The 26,682-nt window shown below is 35.6% G+C and carries 36 protein-coding genes; 31 read left to right on the top strand and 5 right to left on the bottom strand.

What is annotated here, in order from left to right:
* Positions 1-8 precede the first annotated feature (8 nt).
* The 27 genes from rpsC (at position 9) to ctlX (ending at position 16,503) form a co-directional block, all read left to right on the top strand.
* Entirely contained in the window at positions 9-728 is a 720-nt protein-coding gene (rpsC, locus tag FT993_RS00935; protein ID WP_147860663.1) for a 30S ribosomal protein S3, read from the top strand.
* Positions 729-746: 18 nt separating this feature from the next.
* On the top strand, positions 747-1,166 hold the full coding sequence (gene rplP, locus FT993_RS00930; protein ID WP_147860662.1) for a 50S ribosomal protein L16: 420 nt from the start codon (positions 747-749) through the stop codon (positions 1,164-1,166).
* A gap of 10 nt (positions 1,167-1,176) precedes the next feature.
* Entirely contained in the window at positions 1,177-1,368 is a 192-nt protein-coding gene (rpmC, locus tag FT993_RS00925; RefSeq protein ID WP_147860661.1) for a 50S ribosomal protein L29, read from the top strand.
* Positions 1,369-1,380: 12 nt separating this feature from the next.
* A complete protein-coding gene (gene rpsQ / locus FT993_RS00920; RefSeq protein ID WP_147860660.1) occupies positions 1,381-1,638 on the top strand; it encodes a 30S ribosomal protein S17 in 258 nt (85 codons plus the stop codon).
* Between the two features lie 2 nt (positions 1,639-1,640).
* The gene (gene rplN / locus FT993_RS00915; protein WP_147860659.1) at positions 1,641-2,009 is read left to right on the top strand and encodes a 50S ribosomal protein L14; all 369 of its coding nucleotides are present in this window, start codon (positions 1,641-1,643) and stop codon (positions 2,007-2,009) included.
* 10 nt (positions 2,010-2,019) lie between these two features.
* Positions 2,020-2,331, top strand: coding sequence for a 50S ribosomal protein L24 (gene rplX / locus FT993_RS00910; RefSeq protein ID WP_147860658.1), 312 nt, complete (start codon positions 2,020-2,022; stop codon positions 2,329-2,331).
* A 2-nt stretch (positions 2,332-2,333) separates the two neighbouring features.
* Positions 2,334-2,885, top strand: coding sequence for a 50S ribosomal protein L5 (gene rplE / locus FT993_RS00905; protein ID WP_147860657.1), 552 nt, complete (start codon positions 2,334-2,336; stop codon positions 2,883-2,885).
* Between the two features lies 1 nt (position 2,886).
* A complete protein-coding gene (rpsN, locus tag FT993_RS00900) occupies positions 2,887-3,156 on the top strand; it encodes a 30S ribosomal protein S14 (RefSeq protein WP_147860656.1) in 270 nt (89 codons plus the stop codon).
* A gap of 63 nt (positions 3,157-3,219) precedes the next feature.
* Complete coding sequence (gene rpsH, locus FT993_RS00895) at positions 3,220-3,618, top strand: 30S ribosomal protein S8 (RefSeq protein ID WP_147860655.1); 399 nt, start codon at positions 3,220-3,222, stop codon at positions 3,616-3,618.
* 19 nt (positions 3,619-3,637) lie between these two features.
* A complete protein-coding gene (gene rplF, locus FT993_RS00890; RefSeq protein WP_147860654.1) occupies positions 3,638-4,180 on the top strand; it encodes a 50S ribosomal protein L6 in 543 nt (180 codons plus the stop codon).
* 12 nt (positions 4,181-4,192) lie between these two features.
* A complete protein-coding gene (gene rplR, locus FT993_RS00885) occupies positions 4,193-4,546 on the top strand; it encodes a 50S ribosomal protein L18 (RefSeq protein ID WP_147860653.1) in 354 nt (117 codons plus the stop codon).
* Between the two features lie 6 nt (positions 4,547-4,552).
* Positions 4,553-5,077, top strand: a complete 525-nt coding sequence (rpsE, locus tag FT993_RS00880) for a 30S ribosomal protein S5 (RefSeq protein WP_147860652.1) — start codon at positions 4,553-4,555, stop codon at positions 5,075-5,077.
* 11 nt (positions 5,078-5,088) lie between these two features.
* Entirely contained in the window at positions 5,089-5,271 is a 183-nt protein-coding gene (gene rpmD / locus FT993_RS00875; RefSeq protein WP_147860651.1) for a 50S ribosomal protein L30, read from the top strand.
* Positions 5,272-5,280: 9 nt separating this feature from the next.
* Positions 5,281-5,733, top strand: a complete 453-nt coding sequence (gene rplO / locus FT993_RS00870) for a 50S ribosomal protein L15 (RefSeq protein ID WP_147860650.1) — start codon at positions 5,281-5,283, stop codon at positions 5,731-5,733.
* A 10-nt stretch (positions 5,734-5,743) separates the two neighbouring features.
* Positions 5,744-7,081: a preprotein translocase subunit SecY gene (gene secY, locus FT993_RS00865; RefSeq protein ID WP_147860649.1), complete on the top strand. Its 1,338-nt coding sequence runs from the start codon at positions 5,744-5,746 to the stop codon at positions 7,079-7,081.
* 2 nt (positions 7,082-7,083) lie between these two features.
* Complete coding sequence (gene infA / locus FT993_RS00860; RefSeq protein WP_034259287.1) at positions 7,084-7,299, top strand: translation initiation factor IF-1; 216 nt, start codon at positions 7,084-7,086, stop codon at positions 7,297-7,299.
* An 89-nt stretch (positions 7,300-7,388) separates the two neighbouring features.
* A complete protein-coding gene (ykgO, locus tag FT993_RS00855) occupies positions 7,389-7,505 on the top strand; it encodes a type B 50S ribosomal protein L36 (protein ID WP_013305171.1) in 117 nt (38 codons plus the stop codon).
* A gap of 2 nt (positions 7,506-7,507) precedes the next feature.
* Entirely contained in the window at positions 7,508-7,882 is a 375-nt protein-coding gene (gene rpsM / locus FT993_RS00850; protein WP_147860648.1) for a 30S ribosomal protein S13, read from the top strand.
* Positions 7,883-7,891: 9 nt separating this feature from the next.
* Positions 7,892-8,287: a 30S ribosomal protein S11 gene (gene rpsK, locus FT993_RS00845; RefSeq protein ID WP_147860647.1), complete on the top strand. Its 396-nt coding sequence runs from the start codon at positions 7,892-7,894 to the stop codon at positions 8,285-8,287.
* 91 nt (positions 8,288-8,378) lie between these two features.
* Positions 8,379-8,984, top strand: a complete 606-nt coding sequence (gene rpsD, locus FT993_RS00840; RefSeq protein WP_147860646.1) for a 30S ribosomal protein S4 — start codon at positions 8,379-8,381, stop codon at positions 8,982-8,984.
* A 21-nt stretch (positions 8,985-9,005) separates the two neighbouring features.
* The gene (locus FT993_RS00835; protein WP_147860645.1) at positions 9,006-9,998 is read left to right on the top strand and encodes a DNA-directed RNA polymerase subunit alpha; all 993 of its coding nucleotides are present in this window, start codon (positions 9,006-9,008) and stop codon (positions 9,996-9,998) included.
* Positions 9,999-10,041: 43 nt separating this feature from the next.
* Positions 10,042-10,527 carry a 50S ribosomal protein L17 gene (gene rplQ, locus FT993_RS00830; RefSeq protein WP_147860644.1) on the top strand — a complete coding sequence of 162 codons (486 nt, stop codon included), beginning with the start codon at positions 10,042-10,044 and terminating at the stop codon, positions 10,525-10,527.
* A gap of 93 nt (positions 10,528-10,620) precedes the next feature.
* Positions 10,621-11,733 (top strand): glutamine-hydrolyzing carbamoyl-phosphate synthase small subunit, encoded by a 1,113-nt coding sequence (gene carA, locus FT993_RS00825; protein WP_147860643.1) that lies wholly within the window; start codon positions 10,621-10,623, stop codon positions 11,731-11,733.
* A 42-nt stretch (positions 11,734-11,775) separates the two neighbouring features.
* Complete coding sequence (gene eno / locus FT993_RS00820) at positions 11,776-13,068, top strand: phosphopyruvate hydratase (RefSeq protein ID WP_147860642.1); 1,293 nt, start codon at positions 11,776-11,778, stop codon at positions 13,066-13,068.
* 190 nt (positions 13,069-13,258) lie between these two features.
* A complete protein-coding gene (locus FT993_RS00815) occupies positions 13,259-14,545 on the top strand; it encodes a citrate synthase (protein ID WP_147860641.1) in 1,287 nt (428 codons plus the stop codon).
* A 71-nt stretch (positions 14,546-14,616) separates the two neighbouring features.
* A complete protein-coding gene (locus FT993_RS00810) occupies positions 14,617-15,531 on the top strand; it encodes a dimethylarginine dimethylaminohydrolase family protein (RefSeq protein ID WP_147860640.1) in 915 nt (304 codons plus the stop codon).
* Positions 15,532-15,564: 33 nt separating this feature from the next.
* The gene (ctlX, locus tag FT993_RS00805) at positions 15,565-16,503 is read left to right on the top strand and encodes a citrulline utilization hydrolase CtlX (RefSeq protein ID WP_147860639.1); all 939 of its coding nucleotides are present in this window, start codon (positions 15,565-15,567) and stop codon (positions 16,501-16,503) included.
* Here ctlX and FT993_RS00800 read toward each other — a convergent pair.
* Positions 16,500-17,927 carry an SDR family oxidoreductase gene (locus tag FT993_RS00800; RefSeq protein ID WP_147860638.1) on the bottom strand — a complete coding sequence of 476 codons (1,428 nt, stop codon included), beginning with the start codon at positions 17,925-17,927 and terminating at the stop codon, positions 16,500-16,502. The genes ctlX and FT993_RS00800 overlap by 4 nt on opposite strands.
* 68 nt (positions 17,928-17,995) lie before the next feature.
* On the opposite strand from FT993_RS00800, the gene FT993_RS00795 reads away from it, so the two are divergent.
* Complete coding sequence (locus FT993_RS00795; RefSeq protein ID WP_147860637.1) at positions 17,996-18,196, top strand: hypothetical protein; 201 nt, start codon at positions 17,996-17,998, stop codon at positions 18,194-18,196.
* A 2-nt stretch (positions 18,197-18,198) separates the two neighbouring features.
* Here the strand turns inward: FT993_RS00795 and FT993_RS00790 are convergent, their stop codons facing one another.
* Entirely contained in the window at positions 18,199-18,606 is a 408-nt protein-coding gene (locus FT993_RS00790) for a hypothetical protein (protein WP_147860636.1), read from the bottom strand.
* 62 nt (positions 18,607-18,668) lie between these two features.
* Between FT993_RS00790 and argS the strand changes: the two genes are divergently transcribed.
* Positions 18,669-20,444, top strand: a complete 1,776-nt coding sequence (argS, locus tag FT993_RS00785) for an arginine--tRNA ligase (RefSeq protein ID WP_147860635.1) — start codon at positions 18,669-18,671, stop codon at positions 20,442-20,444.
* 11 nt (positions 20,445-20,455) lie between these two features.
* Here argS and FT993_RS00780 read toward each other — a convergent pair whose 3' ends face one another.
* From FT993_RS00780 to FT993_RS00770, 3 genes are read right to left on the bottom strand one after another with little or no spacing between them, the layout of a single operon-like run.
* Positions 20,456-22,753, bottom strand: a complete 2,298-nt coding sequence (locus tag FT993_RS00780; RefSeq protein ID WP_147860634.1) for a TonB-dependent siderophore receptor — start codon at positions 22,751-22,753, stop codon at positions 20,456-20,458.
* Complete coding sequence (locus FT993_RS00775; RefSeq protein ID WP_147860633.1) at positions 22,737-23,639, bottom strand: FecR family protein; 903 nt, start codon at positions 23,637-23,639, stop codon at positions 22,737-22,739. Before FT993_RS00775 ends, FT993_RS00780 begins: the two co-directional genes overlap by 17 nt.
* A 47-nt stretch (positions 23,640-23,686) precedes the next feature.
* Positions 23,687-24,202, bottom strand: coding sequence for an RNA polymerase sigma factor (locus FT993_RS00770; RefSeq protein WP_147860632.1), 516 nt, complete (start codon positions 24,200-24,202; stop codon positions 23,687-23,689).
* A 192-nt stretch (positions 24,203-24,394) separates the two neighbouring features.
* On the opposite strand from FT993_RS00770, the gene ffh reads away from it, so the two are divergent.
* Positions 24,395-25,723 carry a signal recognition particle protein gene (gene ffh / locus FT993_RS00765; protein ID WP_147860631.1) on the top strand — a complete coding sequence of 443 codons (1,329 nt, stop codon included), beginning with the start codon at positions 24,395-24,397 and terminating at the stop codon, positions 25,721-25,723.
* A 57-nt stretch (positions 25,724-25,780) separates the two neighbouring features.
* Entirely contained in the window at positions 25,781-26,674 is an 894-nt protein-coding gene (locus FT993_RS00760) for a bifunctional 5,10-methylenetetrahydrofolate dehydrogenase/5,10-methenyltetrahydrofolate cyclohydrolase (RefSeq protein WP_147860630.1), read from the top strand.
* Positions 26,675-26,682 lie beyond the last annotated feature (8 nt).

Below are 26,682 nucleotides of genomic sequence, written 5' to 3'. Positions count from 1 at the left end.
GAAGTAGTATGGGACAAAAAACAAATCCAATCGGGAATAGACTTGGTATCATCAGAGGATGGGAATCTAACTGGTACGGAGGAGACAACTACGGCGATAAATTAGCTGAAGACGATAAGATTAGAAAATATATCCATGCTCGTCTTTCTAAAGCTAGTGTATCTAGAGTGATTATTGAGCGTACGCTTAAACTTGTAACCGTTACTATCACAACGGCCAGACCAGGTATCATTATTGGTAAAGGGGGTCAAGAGGTGGACAAGTTGAAAGAAGAGCTTAAGAAAATTACTGGAAAAGAAGTTCAGGTTAATATTTTTGAAATTAAAAGACCAGAACTAGATGCTCATTTAGTAGCGGCGAGTATTGCAAGACAAATAGAAAATAGAATTTCTTACCGTCGCGCAATAAAAATGGCTATTGCTGCTGCAATGCGTATGAATGCTGAAGGTATTAAGGTGCAGATTTCAGGTCGTTTAAACGGTGCTGAAATGGCGCGTAGTGAAGCCTACAAAGAAGGTAGAATACCTTTATCAACCTTTAGAGCCGATATTGATTATGCTTTAGTTGAAGCCCACACCACTTATGGTAGATTAGGTGTAAAAGTATGGATCATGAAAGGCGAAGTATACGGAAAAAGAGAATTATCTCCGCTTGTAGGAATGTCTAAAAAGCAAGGAGGTAAATCTGGATCTGGACGAGGTGGTAACAAATCACGTCGTAGAAAGTAATTTTTTAAATTAAGAGAAATGTTACAGCCTAAAAGAACGAAATATAGAAAGCAACAAAAAGGTCGTATGAAAGGAAATGCCGGAAGAGGGCATAGACTTTCAAACGGTACTTTTGGAATCAAATCATTAGATTCTAGCTTCGTGACAGCACGTCAAATAGAAGCTGCGCGTATTGCAGCAACAAGATACTTGAAAAGAGAAGGGTCTATTTGGATTAAAATTTTCCCAGACAAGCCAATTACTAAAAAGCCATTAGAAGTACGTATGGGTAAAGGTAAGGGTAATGTAGAGTATTGGGCAGCTGTTGTGAAACCTGGAAGAATCTTATTTGAAATAGGAGGGGTTCCTCAGGAGTCAGCCAAAGAAGCCTTGCGTTTAGCGGCTCAAAAACTGCCTGTAAGAACTAAGTTTATTGTTGCAAGGGATTATCAAGAATAATTTTTGAGTTATGAAACAATCAGAAGTAAAAGAATTATCGGTAGCCGAGTTGCAAGAGCAATTGGCTATACAAGAACAATCGTACAGAGACTTGAAAATGGCTCATGCGATCACGCCTTTAGATAACCCGGCGCAAATAAGAAACGTGAGAAGAAGTATTGCACGTATAGCAACAGAAATCACAAAAAGAGAATTACAATAATTCTGCTGAGTAATGGAAAAAAGAAATTTAAGAAAAGAACGTATAGGTGTTGTTACTAGTAACAAAATGCAGAAATCTATTGTGGTTTCTGAAGTGAAAAAAATGAAACACCCTATGTATGGAAAATTCGTTTTAAAAACGAAGAAATACGTAGCGCACGATGAAAAAAATGACTGCAACGAAGGAGATACGGTTAGGATTATGGAAACTAAGCCTATGAGTAAGTCTAAATGTTGGAGATTAGTAGAAATCATAGAAAGAGCTAAGTAATTATGGTACAACAAGAATCTAGATTAAAAGTAGCAGACAATACTGGAGCCAAAGAGGTTTTGACTATCCGTGTATTGGGAGGTACCAAGAAGCGTTATGCTTCTGTTGGAGACAAAATTGTGGTAAGTGTGAAAGAATCTACTCCTAACGGAAGCGTTAAAAAAGGAGCTGTTTCTACCGCAGTAGTGGTGCGTACCAAAAAAGAAGTTCGTAGAGCAGATGGTTCGTACATCCGCTTTGATGATAATGCTTGTGTGTTGTTAAACCCAACTGGCGAAATGCGCGGAACTCGTGTTTTTGGTCCAGTGGCTAGAGAACTTCGCGATAAGCAATTTATGAAAATTGTATCATTAGCACCAGAGGTGCTTTAATACAGAAAAAATGACAAAGCTTAAAATAAAATCAGGAGATACCGTACGTGTAATTGCTGGAGATCATAAAGGTCAAGAAGGTAAGGTGCAAAAGGTATTGGTTGACAAAAAGAAGGCCATTGTGGAAGGAATCAATTTGGTTTCTAAACACCAGAAGCCTAGCGCTTCTAATCCACAAGGCGGAATTCAAAAGAAGGAAGCTCCTATTCATATTTCAAATCTATCTCTTATTGATAAAAACGGAGAAACTACACGTGTAGGATTTAAAATGGATGGAGAAAAGAAAGTGAGATTTTCTAAAAAATCTAATGAACTAATTTAGTTATGAGCTACGTACCAAGACTTAAACAAGAGTATAAAGACAAGGTCATTTCTGCTCTTACAGAAGAATTTAGTTACGAAAATAAAATGGAAGTGCCTAAACTTACTAAAATTGTAGTAAGTAGAGGTGTAGGTGCAGCTGTGGCTGATAAAAAATTAATTGATCATGCCGTTGATGAATTAACTACAATTACAGGTCAAAAAGCTGTTGCAACCATTTCAAAGAAAGATGTTGCCTCTTTTAAATTACGTAAAGGTATGCCTATTGGTGCCAAAGTTACTTTAAGAGGTGAGCGTATGTATGAATTTTTAGATCGATTAATCACCGCTTCTTTACCAAGGGTGCGTGATTTTAACGGAATTAAAGCCACTGGTTTTGACGGGAGGGGTAATTATAACTTAGGAATTACTGAGCAAATTATTTTTCCTGAAATAAATATCGATACAGTGAACAAAATATCAGGTATGGATATTACATTTGTAACCACGGCAAAAACCGATAAAGAAGCGAAGTCTTTATTGACAGAACTAGGTTTACCATTTAAAAAGAAATAACATGGCTAAAGAATCAATGAAAGCCCGCGAGGTGAAGAGACAAAAATTGGTAGATAAATATGCTGAAAAGAGAAAAGCTTTGAAAGAAGCTGGTGACTATGAAGCATTGCAAAAATTACCTAAAAACGCCTCTCCAGTTCGCTTACATAATAGATGTAAATTAACCGGAAGACCTAAAGGTTACATGAGACAATTTGGAATTTCTCGTGTAATGTTTAGAGAAATGGCCAACAAAGGTTTGATACCTGGTGTAAAGAAAGCCAGTTGGTAATATTGTTTAACTGATTGAAGGTTCTATAAAAAAGAAGAAAACCACAATCAAAATATTTGTAAAATGAATACAGATCCTATTGCAGATTATTTGACAAGAATTAGAAACGCTATGGCGGCAAATCACCGCGTAGTTGAAATTCCTGCTTCTAATCTAAAAAAACAAATAACAAAGATTTTATTCGATCAAGGATATATCTTAAGTTATAAGTTTGAAGATACTACCGCTCAAGGAAGTATCAAAATCGCACTTAAGTATGACAAGGATACTAAAGAGAGTGTAATTAAAAAGTTACAACGAATTAGTAAGCCTGGTCTGCGTAAATATGCAGGGGCGAACGAGATTCCAAGAATCCTTAACGGATTAGGAATAGCTATTGTTTCTACTTCAAAAGGAGTTATGACAGGTAAGCAAGCCCAAAGAGAGAAAGTAGGTGGTGAATTACTTTGCTACGTTTACTAATTTTTAAAAGACAAAAGTTATGTCAAGAATAGGAAACAGTCCAGTTTCGATACCAGAAGGAGTAACTGTAACCCTAGATGAGGGGTTGATTACTGTAAAAGGTAAGTTAGGAGAGTTAACTCAAGAATTCTCGGATATCGAAATAAAAATAGAAGATAACCAAGTTATTTTAGAGCGTTCTTCAGATAAAAAGAACTTTAAGGGTAAACATGGTTTGTATAGAGCTTTAATCCAAAATATGGTTGAAGGTGTATCAAACGGTTTTACTAAAGAATTAGAATTAGTGGGGGTAGGTTACCGTGCCTCTAATCAAGGGCAGGTTTTAGACTTAGCCTTGGGATTCTCGCATAATATTGTTTTAGAATTGGCGCCAGAGGTTAAAGTTGAGGCAATTTCTGAAAAAGGAAAAAATCCAATCGTTAAACTAACTTCTCATGATAAGCAACTTGTAGGTCAAGTGGCTGCAAAAATTCGATCATTCCGTAAGCCAGAGCCTTACAAAGGAAAAGGAATTAAATTTGTAGGAGAACAATTAAGAAGAAAAGCAGGTAAATCAGCTTAAAAGATTGTAATTATGGCATTTTCAAAAGAAAAAAGAAGAGAAAAAATCAGAAGAAGAATACGCAAAAATTTAGCTGGTAATGCTTCTCGTCCTAGATTATCTGTGTACAGAAGTAATAAAGAAATTTACGCACAGTTGGTCAATGATGTAGACGGAGTAACCCTAGCAGCGGCATCTTCTCGAGATAAAGAAATAACCTCAAAGGGAACCAAAATTGAAGTTGCTCAAGAGGTAGGAAAATTAATTGCAGAACGTGCAAAGAATGCTGGTGTAGAATTAGTAACCTTTGATCGAGGGGGCTATTTATATCACGGTAGAGTTAAATCATTAGCAGACGGTGCTCGAGAAGGAGGACTAAAATTCTAAAATAATATGTATCAAGATTATAAAAACGTAGAACTTGTAAAGCCAAGTGGTTTAGATTTAAAAGATCGCTTAGTAGGTGTACAACGTGTTACAAAAGTTACTAAAGGTGGTAGAGCTTTTGGATTCTCTGCAATCGTAGTTGTTGGAGATGAAAATGGTGTAGTAGGTCACGGTTTAGGTAAATCTAAAGAAGTTGCAGAAGCTATTGCAAAAGCTGTAGAAGATGCAAAGAAGAATTTAGTTAGAATTCCTTTACATAAAGGAACCCTTCCTCACGAACAAAAGGGTAAATATAGCGGTGCGCGAGTATTTATTTTACCGGCAGCTCCTGGTACAGGGGTGATTGCAGGTGGTGCTGTAAGAGCAGTACTTGAAGCAGTTGGCGTACATGATGTATTGTCTAAATCGCAAGGTTCTTCAAACCCACACAATGTTGTTAAAGCTACTTTTGATGCTTTATTGCAGTTAAGAAGTGCAGAAACAATTGCCAAACAAAGAGGAATCTCATTAGATAAAGTTTTTAACGGATAATACAGGAAGTCATGGCAAAAATTAAAGTTACCAAAGTACGTAGTGCTATTAACCGAACCAAGAACCAAAAATTAACATTGGAGGCTTTAGGGTTGAAAAAGATCGGACAAAGCGTAGAGCATAACGACACTCCTAACATTCTTGGAATGATAAATAAAGTAAAACATTTAGTTTCTGTTGAGGAAGCAAAATAATTGAACACGATGGAATTAAATAATTTAAAACCTGCAAAAGGTTCAGTTCGTAAGAATAACAAACGAGTAGGACGAGGTGAAGGTTCTGGTAAAGGAGGAACTGCAACTCGTGGGCACAAAGGTGCTAAATCTCGTTCTGGTTATTCTAAGAAAATCGGATTTGAAGGTGGTCAAATGCCACTTCAAAGAAGAGTGCCAAAATTTGGATTTACTAATCGTAATCGTGTGGCTTATCAAGGTATAAACTTAGATACGTTGCAGCGATTGGTTGATGAAGGAAAGATTAAAGATGAGGTAACGGTTGAAACTCTAGTTGAAAACCGATTGGCCAATAAAAGAGATTTAATCAAAATATTAGGAAGAGGTGAGTTGAAAGCAAGTTTAAAAATAACTGCACATAAATTCACAGCGACTGCAAAAGAAGCTATCGAAGCTGCTGGAGGAGAAGCAACAACCTTATAATAGAGAAACAATGAAATTTTTTGAAACTATAAAAAACATCTGGAAAATTGAAGAGCTCAAAAACCGAATTTTGGTTACTCTTGGGCTTTTACTTGTTTATCGTTTTGGAGCACAAGTTGTTCTTCCAGGAATAGACGCCTCCCAACTAACAGATCTTGCAAACCAAACCGATGGAGGTTTGCTGGGTTTACTTAATGCATTTACAGGTGGGGCATTTTCAAATGCATCTATTTTTGCATTAGGAATTATGCCTTATATATCTGCATCGATTGTAGTGCAATTGATGGGGATTGCCGTTCCTTACTTGCAGAAACTGCAAAAGGAAGGCGAAAGTGGACGTAAGAAGATTAATCAAATTACCCGTTGGCTTACCATTGCTATTACTTTAGTACAGGGGCCGGGGTACATTTATAATCTTTATGCAACACTACCAGATAGTGCATTTTTGTTAGGAGACTCTTTTACCTTTATAGTTTCATCGGTTATTATTTTAACAACAGGATGTATTTTTGCAATGTGGTTAGGTGAACGAATTACCGATAAAGGTATTGGTAACGGAATATCCTTATTAATTATGGTGGGAATCATTGCTACACTTCCACAATCATTTTTGCAAGAAATACAATCGCGTGTTGCCGAAAGTAATGGTGGTTTGATTATGATTTTAATCGAATTAGCTATTTGGTTTGCGATTATTTTTGCATCGGTTATGTTGGTGATGGCCGTTCGTCAAATTCCTGTGCAGTACGCACGTAGAAATGCCACAGGTGGCTACGAGAAAAATATATTTGGAGGTGCTAGACAGTTTATACCCCTAAAGTTAAATGCTTCTGGAGTAATGCCTATCATTTTTGCACAAGCCATTATGTTTATACCTGCAGCTGTTGCTGGACTTTCAGATTCAGAAACAGCTCAAGGTATAACCTCGGCTTTTCAAAATATCTTTGGCTTCTGGTATAACTTAGTTTTTGCTTTATTGATTATTGTATTTACATACTTTTATACCGCAATTACAGTGCCTACCAATAAAATGGCTGATGATCTTAAGAGAAGCGGAGGGTTCATCCCTGGGATTCGTCCTGGAACTGAAACTGCCGAGTATTTAGATCGTATAATGTCGCAAATCACCCTTCCTGGTTCTGTATTTTTGGCTTTAATTGCCATTTTTCCGGCCATTGTAGTTAGCTTTGGTGTACAGCAGGGTTGGGCCTTATTTTTTGGTGGTACTTCTTTATTGATTATGGTAGGGGTGGCTATTGATACTATACAGCAAGTAAACTCATATTTATTGAATAGACATTATGATGGCTTAATGAAATCAGGTAAAAACAGAAAAGCAATAGCTTAATTATGGCAAAACAACCAGCAATAGAACAAGACGGAACAATTGTAGAAGCATTGTCTAATGCAATGTTTCGTGTAGAGCTAGAAAATGGACACATTGTTACTGCACACATCTCAGGCAAAATGCGCATGCATTATATAAAATTATTGCCTGGAGATAAGGTAAAATTAGAAATGAGTCCTTACGATCTAACTAAGGCTCGAATAACATATAGATACTAAAAATCTAAAATTATGGTTTTTGAAAAAAAATTAGTACTTTTGCGTGCTGAAAAATTAGAAGCCATATAAAAGGACAAAAACTAAGTAAGATGAAAGTAAGAGCATCCGTAAAGAAAAGAAGCGCCGACTGCAAAATTGTACGCAGAAAAGGTAGACTTTATGTAATTAACAAAAAGAATCCTAGATTTAAACAAAGACAAGGCTAATTATGGCAAGAATAGCAGGTGTTGATATACCAAAACAAAAGCGAGGAGTTATAGCGTTGACCTATATCTTCGGAATAGGCAAAAGTAGGGCTCAAATGATCCTTAAAGATGCCCAAGTAGATGAGAGTACTAAAGTTACCGACTGGTCTGATGATGAGATAGGTAGAATTCGTCAAGAAGTAGGTAAATATACTATCGAAGGTGAACTTCGTTCTGAGGTTCAATTGAACATTAAGCGATTAATGGACATCGGTTGCTACCGCGGAATTAGACATAGAGTGGGCTTGCCATTAAGAGGACAGCGTACTAAGAATAATTCTAGAACCAGAAAAGGAAAGAGAAAAACAGTTGCTAATAAGAAAAAGGTAACTAAATAATAAGTAAACATGGCAAAAGCAAAATCTAAGTCAACCTCAAAAAAACGTAAAGTTGTAGTTGAGTCTTTTGGAGAGGCACATGTTACGGCTTCATTTAACAATATCATTGTTTCTTTGTGTAACAAGAATGGTGATGTTATTTCTTGGTCGTCTGCCGGAAAAATGGGCTTTAGAGGAAGTAAGAAAAATACTCCTTATGCTGCACAAATGGCTGCCGAAGATGCTAGTAAAGTGGCACACGAAGCAGGTTTGCGTAAGGTGAAGGTGTATGTTAAAGGTCCTGGAAACGGAAGAGAATCTGCAATACGTTCTATTCATAATTCAGGGGTTGAAGTAACCGAAATAATCGATGTTACGCCTATACCGCACAACGGTTGTCGTCCTCCTAAAAGAAGAAGAGTTTAATAAAAGTATTAATTAAAAAAAAACAGTAAGGTTATCGAAGGATTAAACTTTAGACCTTAATTCATAACCTGTTTTTTATAAATCAAATTTAATGGCAAGATATACTGGTCCTAAAACGAAAATAGCACGTAAATTTGGAGAGGCTATTTTTGGAGATGATAAATCTTTTGAAAAAAGAAACTATCCTCCAGGTCAACACGGTAATAATAGACGCCGTGGAAAAAAATCTGAGTATGCAATTCAGTTAATGGAAAAGCAAAAAGCGAAGTATACTTATGGTATCCTAGAGCGTCAATTCAGAAATATGTTTAAGAAAGCAACAAGTGCACCGGGAATTACTGGTGAGGTTTTGTTGCAATACTGCGAGTCTAGATTAGATAACGTTGTTTACAGAATGGGAATCTCTCCTTCTAGAAGCGGTGCTAGACAATTAGTTTCACACAGACATATTACCGTAAATGGTAATATCGTAAACATTCCTTCTTACCAATTAAAAGCTGGAGATGTAGTAGGGGTAAGAGAAAAATCAAAATCATTAACGGCTATTGTACAATCTCTAGATAATGCAAATGCTGTGTATGAGTGGATTTCTTGGAATGCAGAGCAAAAGCAAGGAACTTTTGTATCTGTTCCATCTAGAATTCAAATACCAGAAAACATCAACGAGCAATTAATCGTCGAGTTATATTCTAAATAATTAATAGACAGAACTCATAATATGGCAATACTAAATTTTCAAAAGCCCGATAAAGTTATCATGATAGACTCTACTGAGTTTGAGGGGAAATTCGAATTTCGACCGCTCGAACCAGGTTATGGTCTTACCGTGGGTAACGCTTTAAGAAGAGTGCTGTTATCTTCTCTAGAAGGTTTTGCAATTACTTCTGTGCGTATTGAGGGAGTAGATCACGAATTCTCTACCATTGCAGGAGTCGTTGAAGATGTAACAGAGATTATTTTAAACCTAAAGCAAGTTAGGTTTAAAAAACAAATCGAAGATATCGATAACGAAACAGTCACTATTTCTCTAAGTGGAAAAGATCAACTTAAGGCAGGTGACTTTCAAAAATTCATCTCAGGTTTTCAAGTACTAAACCCAGATTTAGTAATTTGTAATATGGAGAAGAATGTAAGCCTTAATATTGAGCTTACCATTGATAAAGGAAGAGGTTATGTGCCCGCCGAAGAAAATAAAAAAAGTAATGCAGCTTTAGGTAATATCTTTACGGATTCTATTTACACACCTATAAAAAACGTAAAATATAGTATTGAAAACTATCGTGTTGAACAAAAGACAGATTATGAAAAACTGGTTTTTGAAATTGTAACCGACGGTTCAATACACCCTAAGGATGCGTTAACTGAAGCGGCTAAAATCTTAATTCATCACTTTATGTTGTTCTCTGATGAGAGAATTACGCTCGAGGCCGATGAGATTGCACAAACCGAAACTTATGATGAAGAATCATTGCATATGCGCCAATTGCTTAAAACCAAATTGGTTGATTTAGATTTATCAGTGCGTGCCCTAAACTGTTTAAAAGCGGCAGAGGTAGATACCTTAGGAGATTTGGTAACCTATAATAAAAACGATCTAATGAAGTTCCGTAACTTTGGTAAAAAGTCTTTAACAGAGTTAGAAGAATTGGTAAGTGTGAAAGGACTTACTTTTGGGATGGATCTTTCAAAATATAAATTAGATAAAGACTAAAATAGAAAGTATAGTTCAGCTATATTTCTAATTTCATAGAACTATGAGACACGGAAAGAAAATTAATCATTTAGGAAGAAAGACTGCTCACCGTAAAGCAATGCTTGCCAATATGGCTAGCTCTTTAATCGAGCATAAAAGAATAAATACCACAACAGCAAAGGCCAAAGCCCTTAAACAGTTTATCGAGCCTTTGGTTACCAAATCTAAAGAAGATACAACTCACAACAGAAGAATTGTTTTTTCTAAATTGCGTGATAAATATGCAGTTTCTGAATTATTTAGGGAGGTAGCACCAAAAGTTGGCGATAGACCAGGAGGATACACAAGAATTATCAAACTAGGTAACCGTCTTGGTGATAATGCAGATATGGCCATGATAGAGCTTGTAGATTTTAATGAGCTTTACAACGCTAACGGGTCAACTAAGAAGAAATCAACTCGTCGAAGTAGACGTGGAGGTAAAAATACATCAGGCTCTGAAACAGCTAGTAAACAAGAAGAATCTTCAACCAATGAAGAGGAATAAGAACATGATGTATTATAAGCTATAATATTAAAAGGATAAACTGTCTTAAGTTTATCCTTTTTTTTTAACCTTTTTTTACTTAAACACAACACAATGATATATCAGAAAAGAAAAAAAGCACTTCTTCTCTTAGAAGATGGCACAAAGTTTTGGGGTAAGGCTATTGGAAATTTAAGTGGCACCTCTTTCGGTGAGGTCTGTTTTAATACTGGTATGACCGGTTATCAAGAGATTTTTACCGACCCTAGTTATTTTGGGCAAATCATGGTAACTACCAATGCTCACATTGGTAATTACGGGGCTTCTACCGAGGAAGTTGAGTCAGATAGTATTAAAATAGCAGGCTTGGTATGTAAAAATTTTAGTTATAATTATTCTAGACCCAAGGCAGATTTTCCTCTCGAAGAGTTTATGCAACAACACGAACTTCTGGGAATATCCGATGTTGATACACGCGCTCTGGTAAGTTATATTCGCGATAATGGGGCAATGAATGCCGTTATCACTACAGAAATCGATAATCTTGAGGAGGTTAAAGAAAAGTTGGCCGCCCAACCTAGTATGAAAGGCTTGGAATTGGCGTCAAAAGTTTCAACTCAAAAAGCCTATACCATCGGTAATTCTGATGCAATGATTAGAGTAGCAGCTTTAGATTTAGGGGTCAAGAAGAATATTTTAAGAAATTTAAGTGCAAGAAACTGTTTTATAAAGGTCTTTCCTTACAATACAAGTTTTGAAGAATTAAATGAGTTTGAACCAGACGGATTCTTTTTATCTAATGGTCCCGGTGATCCAGAACCTTTGGTGTCGGTAATTGAAACGGCAAAAAAAATTATATCTAGTAACAAGCCTACATTTGGAATTTGCTTAGGTCATCAAATTATCGCATTAGCTCATGGAGTGAATACCTTTAAGATGCATAATGGTCATCGCGGCATCAACCACCCGGTACTTAATTTAAGTACAAATTGTGGTGAAATTACTTCTCAAAATCACGGTTTTGCGGTTAGTCGCGAGGCTCTTGAAAAAAACCAAAGTTTAGAAATCACCCATGTACATTTAAACGACAATACGGTTGCAGGACTAAAAGTGAAAGATAAAAACTGTTTTAGTGTTCAATATCATCCAGAAGCAAGTCCCGGACCAAATGATTCTCTGTATTTATTTGATCAATTTTTAGAAAATATAAAAAAAGTTAAAAGCTAAGCTTTTGTTATCTTTACATCACTATTATTAAAAACTAGAAAAATGAGTATCATAATTGATATAAAAGCGCGCCAAATTTTTGATTCAAGAGGAAACCCTACTGTAGAAGTAGATGTTTTTACAGAAAATGGTTTTATGGGCCGTGCAGCCGTACCTTCAGGAGCTTCTACGGGAGAACACGAGGCCGTAGAATTGCGTGATAATGAAAGAGCCTATATGGGTAAAGGCGTATTAACCGCCGTAAATAATGTAAATACTATTATTGCAGAAGCTTTAATGGGGTTTTCTGTATTTGAGCAGGAAGCAATAGATCAATTTTTAATCGACTTAGACGGGACCCCAAATAAAGCCAAACTAGGAGCTAACGCCATACTGGGTGTTTCATTGGCAGTAGCCCACGCCGCAGCCAATGAAATGGGTATGCCTTTATATCGTTATGTAGGAGGTGTGAGTGCAAAAACTTTGCCTATTCCTATGATGAATATTATTAATGGAGGTTCACACTCAGATGCTCCAATTGCCTTTCAAGAATTTATGATTATGCCGGTGAAAGCCCAAAATTTTACCGAAGCACTTCAAATGGGTTCAGAAATATTTCATCATTTAAAAAAAGTACTGCACGACAGAGATTTAAGTACTGCAGTGGGAGATGAAGGAGGTTTTGCTCCTAGTTTAAAAGGAACAGAAGATGCGCTGGAAAGTGTAAAAAAAGCTATTGAAAATGCTGGTTATAGCTTCGGAAAAGACATTATGCTTGCTTTAGATTGCGCTGCCGCGGAATTTTATGAAGACGGTGTATACAACTATAAAAAATTTGAAGGAGATCAAGGGCAAGTTAGAAATTCAAAGGAGCAAGCAGCGTACCTAGCAAAATTATGTGAGCAATATCCAATCATCTCAATAGAAGATGGAATGGATGAGAACGATTGGGAAGGTTGGAAAGAACTAACTCAATTGGTAGGTGACAAAGTACAATTGGTGGGAGACGATTTATTTGTAACCAACGTTAGACGATTAAATAAAGGTATATCTGAAGGAATAGCCAACTCTATTCTAATCAAAGTGAATCAAATTGGTACCTTAAGTGAGACCATTGCTGCCGTTAATATGGCTCATCGAGCAGGGTATACAGCAGTAATGTCGCATAGATCTGGTGAAACCGAAGACGCTACTATTGCAGATTTGGCCGTGGCTCTAAATACGGGGCAAATTAAAACAGGTTCGGCATCTAGAAGCGACAGAATGGCCAAATACAATCAATTGTTACGCATAGAAGAGCAACTAGGCGAGACAGCTGTTTATTTACAAGAAAAAGCCTTTAAAATAAAAATATAAGATACTGGATTAATAAATTTTGAATTTATGAAAGCAACCTAACTTAAATTTTTGTTAGGTTGCTTTTTTTTAAGAATATATTAACCAAACCTTTACGAAAAAGCTCTAATTTTTGAAGGCTATACACAAAAAATTTCTAGTATTTTTTGTAAATTAGCAGCAGAAAAATTAAAAATAATATAGTTACAATATGTCAAAAAAAGCTACGATAGAATTTGATGGAAAAAAATATGAATTTCCAATAGTAGTAGGAACCGAGAATGAGGTTGCTATTCAAATCAAATCCTTAAGAGGAGATACTGGTGGGTTAATAACTTTAGATCCGGGATATAAAAATACAGGATCATGTGAAAGTGCAATTACTTTTCTGAATGGAGAAGAAGGGATTTTGCGTTATAGAGGGTATGCCATCGAAGAATTAGCCGATAATGCTAGTTTCCTTGAAGTAGCGTACTTGTTAATTTTTGGAGAGCTTCCAACTCAAGAACAATTAGATAAATTATACGCAGACATTAAACGCGAGTCTAATGTAGATGAAGAAATGAAGAAAATCTTAGATGGTTTTCCAAAATCAGCGCATCCTATGGGAGTTCTTTCTTCATTAACCAGTGCGTTGATAGCATTTAATCCAAGTGCCGTTAACGTCGACTCCGAAGAAGATATGTACAACGCCATCATCAAACTTTTGGCTAAATTCCCTGTTTTAGTAGCTTGGACTTTACGCAAAAGACAAGGGCAGCCGCTTGATTATGGCGATAGTAGCTTAGGTTATGTAGAGAATATTTTAAAAATGATGTTCAAAAAACCTAGCGAAAATTATGAGATTGATCCAGTTGTCGCCTCTGCTTTAAATAAGCTTTTGATTTTACATGCAGACCACGAACAGAATTGCTCAACGTCAACAGTACGAATCGTAGGTTCTTCACATGCAGGATTATTTGCATCTATCTCTGCAGGAATCTCTGCTTTGTGGGGCCCACTTCACGGAGGGGCAAATCAAGCGGTAATTGAGATGCTTGAAGGAATAAAGCAAGATGGTGGAGATACTAAAAAATACATGAAAAAAGCTAAGGATAAAAATGATCCTTTCAGATTAATGGGCTTTGGTCACCGTGTTTACAAAAACTTTGATCCTCGAGCAAAAATCATTAAAAAATCTGCAGATGAAGTTTTAGGTAAATTAGGGGTGCAAGATCCCGTATTGGATATTGCAAAAGGTTTAGAAAAAGAAGCTTTAGAAGATAGCTATTTTGTAGATAGAAAACTATATCCAAATGTCGACTTTTATTCAGGAATTATCTATCGTGCATTAGGAATTCCTACAGAAATGTTTACGGTGATGTTTGCTTTGGGTAGACTACCAGGTTGGATTGCACAATGGAGAGAAATGCGCTTAAAGAAAGAGCCTATTGGTAGACCTAGACAGGTGTACACTGGTGAAAATTTAAGAAGTTTTAAACCTATGAGTAATCGATAGATTTAAAATAAAAATCAATAAAAAAGCTTCATAATTTAATGGAGCTTTTTTTTAATTTAAAGATAAATATAATGTTGAATTTGAATATAAAAAATGAAACTTCGCGTTTGCGATCGGTTATTCTAGGAACGGCCGAAAGCAATGGTCCAACACCAACTATAGAAGAGGCATATGATCCAAAGTCTGCGGAGTATATCAAAGCAGGAACTTACCCTCTAGAAGAAGACATGCGCAAAGAAATGGCAGCGGTCGATGCAGTTTTAAAGAAGTATGATGTTCAGGTTTTTAGACCAAAATTGATCCCAGATTACAATCAAATCTTCTCTCGTGATATTGGTTTTGTGATTGATGATACCTTTGTTAAAGCCAATATATTGCCAGATCGTGAGCGTGAATTAGAAGCTATCCAACACGTTATAGATCAAATTGATCCTAGTAAGGTCATCCGTTTACCAGAAGATTGTCATATAGAAGGCGGAGATGTTATGCCTGTAAAAAATTATATTTTTATAGGCACCTACAGAGAAGCAGATTACCCTAATTACATAACCGCTAGAACCAATATGAAGGCTGTGGAAAAAATGCAAGAAATTTTTCCTAACCGAAAAGTTAAATCATTTAATTTGAGAAAGTCGAGTACAGATCCGCGTCTTAATGCATTACATTTAGATTGCTGTTTTCAGCCTGTAGGTAAAGATAAAGCTATAATCCATGAAAACGGCTTTTTAAATAAAGATGAATTTGATTGGTTAGTTGATTTTTATGGTAAAGAAAACTTATTCTTTATAGATAGTGATGAAATGTATTCAATGAACAGTAATATCTTTTCAATAGCAGAAAACGTGGTGATTTCAGAGAAAAACTTTACTCGCCTAAATAAGTGGTTGCGTGCAAATAATATTATTGTTGAGGAGGTGCCTTATGCAGAAATCTCAAAACAAGAAGGGCTTTTACGCTGCTCGACTTTACCGCTTATTAGAGACTAATGCCTAGAATTTAGGAATGTAAGAAATGTAACTATGAGACAAATAACAGATAGTATTTTAATGATTAGGCCAGTTGCTTTTCGGATGAATGAAGAGACGGCAGTTAATAATTATTTTCAAAAAGGAACCGCAGCGGCGAATGATGAAATTACCCAAAAAGCTCAATTTGAATTTGATACTTTTGTAAGTAAGTTAAGAAAAGTAGGTGTTAAAGTTATTGTGGTTGATGATATTTTAGAAAACGATACGCCAGATTCTATTTTCCCTAATAACTGGATTTCCTTTCATCAAAATGGTGATGTAGCATTATACCCAATGTTTGCAGAAAACAGAAGAAGAGAAAGACGCGAAGATATTTTAGAAATTCTTGAACAAGAAGGTTTTTTAATCAATACTATTTTTGATTATACTAAGGCAGAAGAGGAAGGAGTCTTTCTAGAAGGCACAGGAAACTTAATAATAGACCGAGTAAACGCCAAAGCTTATTGTGCATTATCGCCACGAGCAAATGAAGAATTGTTGATTGAATTTTGTGAAGATTTTGAGCTGTTCCCTGTAATCTTTCATGCCTACCAAAGTGTAGAAGAAGAAAGAAAACTAATTTACCATACCAATGTCATGATGTGCTTGGCCGATGATTTTGCGGTTATTTGTCTAGATACGATAGACGATAAAAAGGAAAGGAAACTTGTAATTTCAAGTCTTAAAGAAGATAATAAAGAAATTATAGCCATTAATGAATCGCAAATGCACGCCTTTGCAGGAAATATGTTGCAGGTTGAAGGCGCTTTTGGTAAAAAATATTTGGTTATGAGTACAACTGCCTATAATGCTCTAACCGAAGAACAAATAAAAAAAATAACTGCTCATTGCGAAATATTACATAGTGATATTTCTACCATAGAAACCTTAGGTGGTGGCAGTGCACGTTGTATGATGGCTGAAGTTTTTTTACCGAAAAAAGACATTTAAGCATGCGCAATTTTTTTTAGCATGCCCGCAAAAATAAAAAAATGAAAAGGCAACATACTATACCAGTATAACCTACCGAATAAACCCCTGGGTCTAAAGGTAGCAGTCTGGTGAACTATGTTGTCTTTATCTATTTTAAACTCTAACCAAGCCTCGCCTGGTATTTTCATTTCGGCAAAAAGTAAAAGACGCTTTTCTTCATAATCGGCAAATAAAACCCGCCAAAAGTCTAATGAATCGCCCGTGTAAATATCATGGTAATTGGTTCGTCCTCTGCGAAGACCTACACCGCCTACTAGTTTATCAATAAAACCCCTAATTTTCCATAAATTGTTAGCGTAATACCATCCATTTTTTCCGCCAATTTCCCAAATCTTATTCAATGACTTTTCGGGCGAATCGGTTTTTAAGCTTTGTTTATCCACCAAACATCCATGCTTAGGTACTTGTATAAATTGATTGAGATCAACTTTTGTAAAACGGCTACTAACTTTTGAGTCTTTCCAGCTTGAGATAACTTGATTTTGCTCAATTTTATCAAAAGCAGCCCGAATGGCCTCTTCATAACTAAGCGGTTTTATATCTAGTAGTTTTGTTAACCGATTGTCTTTTGAGATCACTTCTACTTTCATACTATCAACTAGGTTTACCGCCAAATTGTAAGAAGTGGATGTAACAAAATACAGCCAGTATGAAGATAATCTAGGCGACATAAATGGAACGTCTAGAATATGAAGTTTTAGACCACGAATGCGACAATAGGTGAGCATCATATCTTTATAGGTTAAGACATCTGGTCCAGCAATATCAAAGGCATCATCATAAGTCTCTTTGCGGCCCAAAGACTTTTCTAGAAATTGTAGCACATTGCGAATGGCTATTGGTTGTGTTTTTGTTTTAACCCACTTAGGGGTAATCATAATCGGCAATTTTTCGCATAAATCTCTAATTATCTCAAAAGAGGCACTACCAGATCCTACTATAATACCCGCTTGAAGACAAGTAAGGGCAAAATTGCCCTTTTTTAAAATGTCAGCTACTTGTTGCCTTGAACTAAGGTGTTTAGAAGTTTTATTTTCATTGGTCATTCCCGTTAAATATATTACTTGCTTAATATTTAAAGGGGCTAAAAGTGTATTAAAATTTCTCGCAGCTTTGGCTTCTAACTCATCAAAATCTTTTGTAGAGCCACTCATAGAGTGTATCAAATAATAGGCTGCATCAATATCATTAGGTAAAATATTTTTATCTGGTTCTTCTAAAAAATCTATTTCAACAATTTGCACTTGTCTTTTAACACTGGGGCTTACAGAGAATCTGTCGGAACTCCGTACAGCGCAAATAACCTCATGTCCTTTTGCGAGTAAAATGGGTAGTAGGCGCATTCCTATGTATCCATTTGCGCCGGTTAAGAATATTTTCATTTTAGTTTATCTTAAGTTATGCAATTATTTCTGTAAATTTATCCGTAAAAAAGTAACTGCTACCCATTATGCAAAACACTTTAAAATATGTACTACTATTTCTTGGAGTAACCATTATTATTCTTGCTAGCTACAAACTTATATTTGAGTTTCAACCAGTCTATAACAATCAACCTTTTACAGAGCAGCCCTTACCTCAAAATATGGCAATGCTGTTTACCGGTTTATTATTACTATTGGCTGGTTTCTCATTTAGAAAACGTAAATGATTTTAGGAACACGCTAAAGCCTTTTGTTGCATTACTTTTTTTATATATTTATGAGTTTTATCTCGATCAGCCTTTATCTTTAAAAAATAATGATCCATATGTATGCTGTATTCTTGTGATTTCCCTTTGTACAATACCAGTTTATAATATGGTATTACCAATGCATAAGACTCTAACAAAGACCTAAATCCAACCAAAATACCTTTTGGCCTTAACTCGATATTACAGCAGTTTTGGTTATTGTCTAGAATCAATAAGTTATGAATCGCTAAACAAGCAGAATTTATAATAATTTTACCAGATCCGATGCCTTTTAATTTAAAACGTTCTCTTAAAGTAAACGGTTCACCTACCAGCATATTAATTTTACGTTTTAACTCTGGTTTATTATAAGAGACATTAACCAACATTTTTTATTTTAAAGATAACTAAAACAAACCTTTTAATTTTATCTTTGCACAAAATTTAACCTATGTTCAAAACTGACTTTTTATTGAGTAAAATAAGTGCAGCACTAAAAGAACTGTACCAAGTAGATTTACATGATTTTGAATTTCAAGCAACACGTAAGGAATTTCCTGGAGATCTAACCTTAGTGGTATTTCCTTTGTTGCGTCACATTAAGACCAACCCAGTAAAATTAGGAGAGGACATAGGTGCATTCTTAAAAAGGAATGTAGATGAGGTTGATGATTTCAATGTAGTAAAAGGATTTTTAAACCTTGAATTTTCTGATTCTTATTTTTTAAATCAGTTTAAGACTATTTACTCAAAAAAAGAATATGGCCTAGTTGCACCAGGTGAATCTTCTCCCAGAATTATGGTAGAGTATTCTTCACCTAATACCAATAAACCTTTGCATTTAGGGCACGTTAGAAATAATCTTTTAGGTTTTTCTGTGGCCGAAATTTTAAAAGCAGCAGGGAACCAAGTTTATAAGACTCAAATTATAAATGATCGAGGTATACATATTTGCAAAAGCATGTTGGCTTGGCAAAAATTTGGAGCGGGAGAAACCCCAAGCAGTTCTAATCTAAAAGGAGATAAATTAGTAGGAGCCTACTATGTGAAATTTGACCAAGAGTATAAAGCTCAAGTAAACGAGCTTATGGCCAAAGGCTTAGATGAAAAAGAAGCTAAAGAGCAAGCCCCTCTATTAAAAGAAGCAAAAAAAATGCTTCAAGCTTGGGAAGCCGGTGATAAGGAGGTGTTGGCTTTATGGAAAAAAATGAACCAATGGGTATACGACGGTTTTGAACAAACGTATAAGCGATTAGGAGTTAACTTTGATAAAAACTACTATGAAAGCGATACTTATTTATTAGGGAAAGAAGTGGTTAAAGAGGGTCTTGAAAAAGGTGTTTTTTATAAGAAAGCTGATGGTAGCGTGTGGATAGACCTTACCGATGAAGGTCTTGACGAAAAAATTGTCCTTCGCTCAGATGGTACCGCCGTTTACATGACACAAGACATTGGTACCGCTATACAACGTGTAAATGATTACTCTATTAATGGTATGGTTTACACCGTAGGTAATGAGCAAGACTATCATTTTAAGGTTCTGTTTTTAATTCTTAAAAAATTGGGGTATGCTTGGGCAGAGCACTTGTATCATTTAAGTTATGGTATGGTTGACTTGCCTAGCGGAAAAATGAAAAGTAGAGAGGGCACCGTAGTTGATGCAGACGATTTAATGGATGAAATGACGCAAACAGCGCAAAAGATTTCAAACGATTTAGGTAAACTAGAAGGGTTTTCTGCAGAAGAGAGACAAGAACTTTATCAAACCATTGGCTTAGGAGCTTTAAAGTATTATATCTTAAAAGTAGATCCGCGAAAGCGTATTTTATTTAATCCAGAAGAGTCTGTAGACTTTCAAGGAAATACCGGTCCATTTGTTCAATATACCTACGCCCGTATTCAATCTATTTTAAGGAAAGGTGAAAAATTACTTGCGCAAACTGTAGAGGATTATACTTTTGAAGAAAAAGAAAAAGCGGTAATCAAGCACTTGTTGGCTTGGCCAGAAACAATACAACTCGCAGCAAAACAATACAGTCCCGCAATTATAGCAAATTATACTTATGATTTAGTGCGTGATTTTAATTCTTTTTATCAAAATGTTTCTATCCTAGCGGCAGAACAAGAAGATCAACGCATTTTACGAGTACAATTAGCACAACTTACTGGAGAGGTGATTAAAAATGCTTTTAAGTTGTTAGGAATAAAAGTTCCTAGTCAAATGTAGTTTGTACCATTTTAATGAATTTTTATTCTAAAAATTAAATTAGGTGTAATTCTTAAAGCCTCCTGTTGAATAAAAAATATCTCATTGTTTTCTTGTAAATAGTAGGCATTGATGATATTGGTAGAGTTCAATAAATTCCAAACCGATAAGCCAATATAGGCATTTACCTCATCGTTTAGCTTAAACTCTTGACCTGCAGATAAGTCTGTTCTAAAATAGCTGGGTAGTTGTGCACTATTTGAAGGAGAATATAAAAACAAGTTATTGGTTAAATTTTCTTGGCTTATTGGAGTGTAAGCTTTTCCTGAACGCCACTTTATTCCTAAAGAAACTTGAAGCCCATTTTGTTCATAACTGGTGTTGAAACTTAAAGAATTGGCAATTGCTGTATTGCTTGGGAAACTGTTTTGGCTAATCTCGTTGAAACGATAGTCATTGTTAGTAAGTGAATAGCCAGCCCAAAAATTAAAACTTTTAAACTCTTTACGGATTAAAAAGTCTATTCCTCTAACATAATAATCGCCAGAGAAGGGCGCATACTGGTATTGGTCTTGAAAGCCTTGACTTGAAACTGTAATATTATTTACTTTTTTTGCATATCCCTCAATACTGGCTAGCCAATTATTCTGAGTATAATGTAATCCCAAAGAGAGTTGCATACTTTGCATTAAAGGTATATCTTGGTTATTTGCACCTTGCCATTTACTGTTTTGAATACCTAAAAAATCTTTTTGGGTGCTGTTAATTTGAGTATGATACTGGCTTTTTACCTCTCCAAGAAATTCAAATGCTAGATTCTTAATCATTTTTTGATTTAAGCTAAAACGTGGCTCAAAATAAAATTGGTTTAACTGTGAAAAATAATTGAGCCGCGAACCTATATGTAGATAGGTTTTATCATCTAAACTTTTAAAAGAATAGGTGCCATACACAGCTTGGGTTGACGTGTATCGAGTTGAAAAAAAACCGTCAAGCGGATTGCTTTGGCGGGTAAAATTCTCAATCTGTGCGAAAATATGTTCAAAGCCCAGGTGTAAGTCAGATAAATGATTAAGATTTAATGTGTTTTCAATTTTAAAACCATGTTCTCTTACCTTGTTTTTTTGACGGCTAATCCTATCTTCCTTTCGCTCTTCATTACTAGCTTCTAAATTATATAGTGAATAGTAATAGTGTACCTTTGAGATAATCTTTTTGTTCCAATGGTGCGCATAATTCAATCCGAATCCTAAACTGTATTGTGATAAACCGCTTGTTTTTGGATCAATCTCATTGCCTTGCAGGAAATCCTCACGATAATTTAAGTTGTTGGATAAATAAATGAAGCTTAGCTTAAATTTGTTTCTTTTATTTGGTTGGTATAGGTAACGAAGCGTGGTGTCATAAAAATGGAACTCGTCATTCTGCTTAATGCTTTCTTGTTCAAGCGGGTCTAATATTGTGTTTTGAAAAGCCTGTTTATAGTATTGATTGTAAGTGGGTGTTCTAAAATAGTTGTTTATAGAACTTCTGGCCGCCAGCCTTAAACTTGATTGCTTGCCTAATGGGGTGTCAATTAAACCAAATCCGTAAAGATAATTTATTCCTGCTTCTGCATTGAATTTTTTATTCAACTCATCGCTTGTTTGTAAAGATATCACTCCAGAAACACTGTTTCCGTAAGAAGCGTCTGTACCATTTTTTATCAAGGCTACTTCATCTACAAAATAAGGATTTATGGCCGATATTAGTCCGAAAAAATGACCGTACTGGTACATGCGAATGCCATCCCAGAGTACCAAATTCTGGTCGGGTGTTCCCCCTCGAATATTTAAATCGCTTACCTTTTCGTTAATACTCTCCACCCCAGGTAACACCTGTAAAGCTTGTAAGGCATCTGGCTCTATAAGGCCTGGTAGAGTAGGTAGCTGGTCTAGATTAATTTCAAATACGCCTTGATCTTTTTTTATAATACTTTCGTTGAGGTAATTTTGAATGATAACTTCTTCGAGATCTAAAACTTTATCCGCTTCAAGCGGATTTTGAAGTCGTATCGCTATAAAATCTTCACTTAAAAACTCAAACTCAAGGTTGCTATTGCGTTCAATATCAGCAATTATTTGCCTAGGTGTTAAATTTGAACTAATTGTAAAGGGTGGTAATTGCTCCAACTCATTTTCAAGGTAAGAAAACTTAAATGATGTCTGTTGCTCTAATCGTTTTATGATATCTAATATACTAAGGCTCTCCTTAGTTTTTACCTGTGCTAAAAGCAGGATAGGAAAAAGCAAAAAAGTAAAAAATAGCTGAACTTTAATTTTTTTGTTCACTTAAGTTTACGGTTTTTCCATCAATATGATATGTAAGCCCAAAAGGTATGCAAACAGATTTCAAGGCCATATCAAGATTGCTGTGGGTGAAACTACCGGTAAAATAACTATTTTTTTCTAAATCTATGTTTTCGATTAGTACTTTAACGTCATACTGGCGTTCAATTTCTTGTATTACTAGTGTTAATGGTACTCTTTTAAATTTGCTTTGTCCTGTAAGCCAACTGGGTGCTGCATCGGTTATTTGAGTGGTTGTATATTCATTCTTATAGAAACTTACCGATTGTCCTCCCGGTAACGCTAAGGTGTCTTGCTCTTTAATAACCCGAACAAGCCCTTCGAAACACGTAACATTAAAAAAGTTTTGACGTTGTTTTACGTTAAAAGCGGTTCCTAAAACTTCTACCTTTCCTATTGGTGTTTGCACACTAAATTTTTCTCCTTTTTTCACCTCAAAATAAGCTTCTCCTTTTAATTGCAGTTGGCGTTCTTTTTTCCATTTATTAGAATGGTATTTAATTTGACTTCCAGCATTGAGTTTCGCCAAGGAACCATCGGGTAATTCTAAGTTTTTTTGTTGAGCATTAGCGGTATCAATTAAAACTATATTTTGCTGGGTAAACCAAAAAGCTACTAAGGCAATTACCAAAATGGCAGCGGCGCTGCTAACCCAATTAAGTATTCGTTTTCTTCTTTTTTGTTTTTTTGCTCTTTCTATAAGGCTGGCACTATTGCTTTTTGACAAAGCAGGAGCTTTAAAATAACCAGCATAATCGAGCATTTTTTTATACTCTTCATATTCGGGTTTAGACTCCAATTCTTGAAGCTGTGTTTGGGTGAGTGCTTTGCCCATTAACCATTTATATAAAATATCTTCTTTTTTCATCTCCTTGTACTTACCACTATAACAATTTAATAAGCTATTTTCCTACCTTAAAGTTCTTTTAATTCTAATTTTAATTTCTTTAATGCACTGTAAAGGTGTTTTTCAACAGTTTTTGTTGAAATATCAAGCAATGATGCTACTTCTTTATGGGGCTTGGCTTCAATTTTACAAAGACTAAATACCAAACGTTGTTTTTCGGTAAGTGAGCTTAGCGCACGCTCATACTTTTCTAGGTATTGCTTTTCTTCTAATAAAAATTCTGGGCTTTGTTTATTAGTATTTTCTTTAATGCTCTTGTTGTATTTAAGTTTAACTTTTTTATGCTTTACTTCGTTAAGCATTAAGTTGTTGGCAACAGTAAAAAGAAACGACTTAGCTTTGCTGTAGGTAACATCTTCACATTTATGCCATAGCTTTACAAAGGCTTCGTGCATTTTATCTTCGTGGTTGTAGCCATTGCCAAATTTGTAGTATAAAAAATCATGAAGATCTTTTGCGTAATCATTGTATATTCTTTCAAAAACAGAATCTACACAAATATTTTCAAATATTTTTTTAGGCATAAGCTTTAAATCTAGCTAAAAATAGTAAAAAATCTGGTATTTAAAAGGAGTCTTGTTTTTCTAGAGATGCGTGATTACTAGCTTTACGGATTAAAAATCGGTTCTAAACAAAATTAAAGTATATTTATGAGAAGTTTTTAATCTTAACAATCTAATTCATAACTTTGCAACTCTTAAAAACAACCGAAAATTATGTTTGATAATTTAAGTGATAAGTTAGACAAAGCCTTTCATATTCTTAAGGGGCACGGTCAAATTACCGAAGTGAATGTTGCCGAAACCTTGAAAGAAGTGCGCCGGGCATTGGTAGACGCCGATGTGAATTATAAAATAGCTAAAGATTTTACAAAGACTGTAAAAGATAAAGCGATAGGCCAAAATGTACTCAGCAGTTTAAAACCTGGGGAACTGATGGTGAAGTTGGTGAAAGACGAGCTTACTGCGCTTATGGGGGGCGACGCGAAGGGTATCAATTTATCAGAAAATCCAAGCGTAATATTAATGTCGGGGTTACAAGGTAGTGGTAAAACAACCTTTTCAGGTAAATTGGCCAATTTTCTAAAAAGCAAAAAAACCAAAAAACCTTTATTGGTAGCTTGTGACGTATACAGGCCAGCGGCAATCGATCAGTTGCATGTGGTAGGTGAGCAGATAGGAGTTGAAGTATACTCAAATAGAGAAACCAAAGATCCTGTAAAAATTGCACAAGATGCTATTGCACATGCAAAAGCGAATGGGTTTAATGTGGTGATTATAGATACTGCCGGCCGATTAGCAGTTGATGATGCAATGATGACCGAAATTTCGAATATTCATAAGGCTATTCAACCGCAAGAAACCTTGTTTGTGGTCGACTCTATGACTGGTCAAGATGCGGTAAATACTGCCAAAGCATTTAATGACATATTAAATTTTGATGGTGTAATTTTAACTAAGCTAGACGGTGATACCCGTGGTGGTGCCGCGATTTCGATTAAATCTGTTGTAGATAAACCTATAAAGTTTATAGGTACGGGAGAGAAAATGGAAGCTATTGATGTTTTCTATCCCGAACGTATGGCCGATAGAATTTTGGGAATGGGTGATGTGGTGTCATTGGTTGAGAGAGCCCAAGAGCAATATGATGAGGAAGAAGCCAGAAAACTTCAAAAGAAAATTGCGAAAAATCAATTTGGTTTTGATGATTTCTTAAATCAAATCCAGCAGGTTAAGAAGATGGGTAATATGAAAGACCTTATCGGCATGATACCTGGCGCTGGTAAAATGATGAAGGATATTGATATTGATGATGATGCTTTTAAACATATTGAAGCCATTATACATTCTATGACTCCAGAAGAAAGAGCGAAACCGAGTATTATTAATGCTAGTCGGAAAAAACGAATAGGAAAAGGTTCTGGTACTTCTGTAACGCAAGTAAATCAGCTGCTAAAGCAATTTAATCAGATGAGTAAGATGATGAAGATGATGCAAGGTGGAGGCGGTAAAAAGATGATGCAAATGATGAAAGGATTAAGATAAAACAGGAAAAGCTGAGTTGGAAACAACTTGGCTTTTTTGCATTATATAACACACAACATGACAATTTTAGACGGTAAAAAAGTAAGTAGCGATATAAAAGATGAAATTGCTATTGAGGTAAAAAAAATGAAAGAGCGGGGCGAAAAAGTACCGCATTTAGCAGCCATAATTGTGGGTAATGATGGAGCTAGTATGACCTATGTGAATTCTAAAGTGAAAGCTTGCGAGCGAGTTGGTTTTGAATCTACTATGGTACGTATGTCTAGTAATTCTTCAGAAATTGAACTGCTAGATAAGATAGAGGAGTTAAATCAAAATGAAGCCATAGATGGTTTTATCATTCAATTGCCTCTGCCCCCACAAATAAACACTCAGCGCGTTTTGATGGCTGTTGATCCCGATAAAGATGTAGACGGTTTTCACCCGACTAATTTTGGTAAAATGTCATTAGATATGACTTCATTCATACCTGCCACACCTTATGGTATTTTAGAGTTGTTGGAGCGCTATGATATTCCTACTAAAGGAAAACATACCGTGGTAATAGGGAGAAGCCATATTGTAGGAAGACCTATGAGTATTTTGATGGGTAGAGTGGGCTTTCCTGGTAACTCAACCGTCACACTCACGCACAGATACACCAAAAATATAACACAAATAACCTCTCAAGCAGATATTATTATTATCGCTGTAGGAACCCCGAATTTCCTTAAAGCCGAAATGGTTAAAGATGATGCAGTGATAATAGATGTAGGTATTACCCGAGTACCAGATGATAATGCTTCAAAAGGGTATGTGATAACCGGTGATGTTGATTTTGAGAATGTAAAGAAGAAAGTTTCTTATATTACTCCTGTTCCAGGAGGGGTAGGGCCAATGACCATTGCTATGCTGCTTAAAAATACTTTATTAGCACGAGAACGACATAGAATGAGAAATCCATTAAATTAATTAAGAAA

The sequence above is a fragment of the Mesonia sp. HuA40 genome, from assembly GCF_008017835.1.
Taxonomy (GTDB): Bacteria; Bacteroidota; Bacteroidia; order Flavobacteriales; family Flavobacteriaceae; genus Mesonia.
Note: the sequence above shows the minus strand (reverse complement) of the source record. Positions and strands in the feature narration are given on the sequence as shown.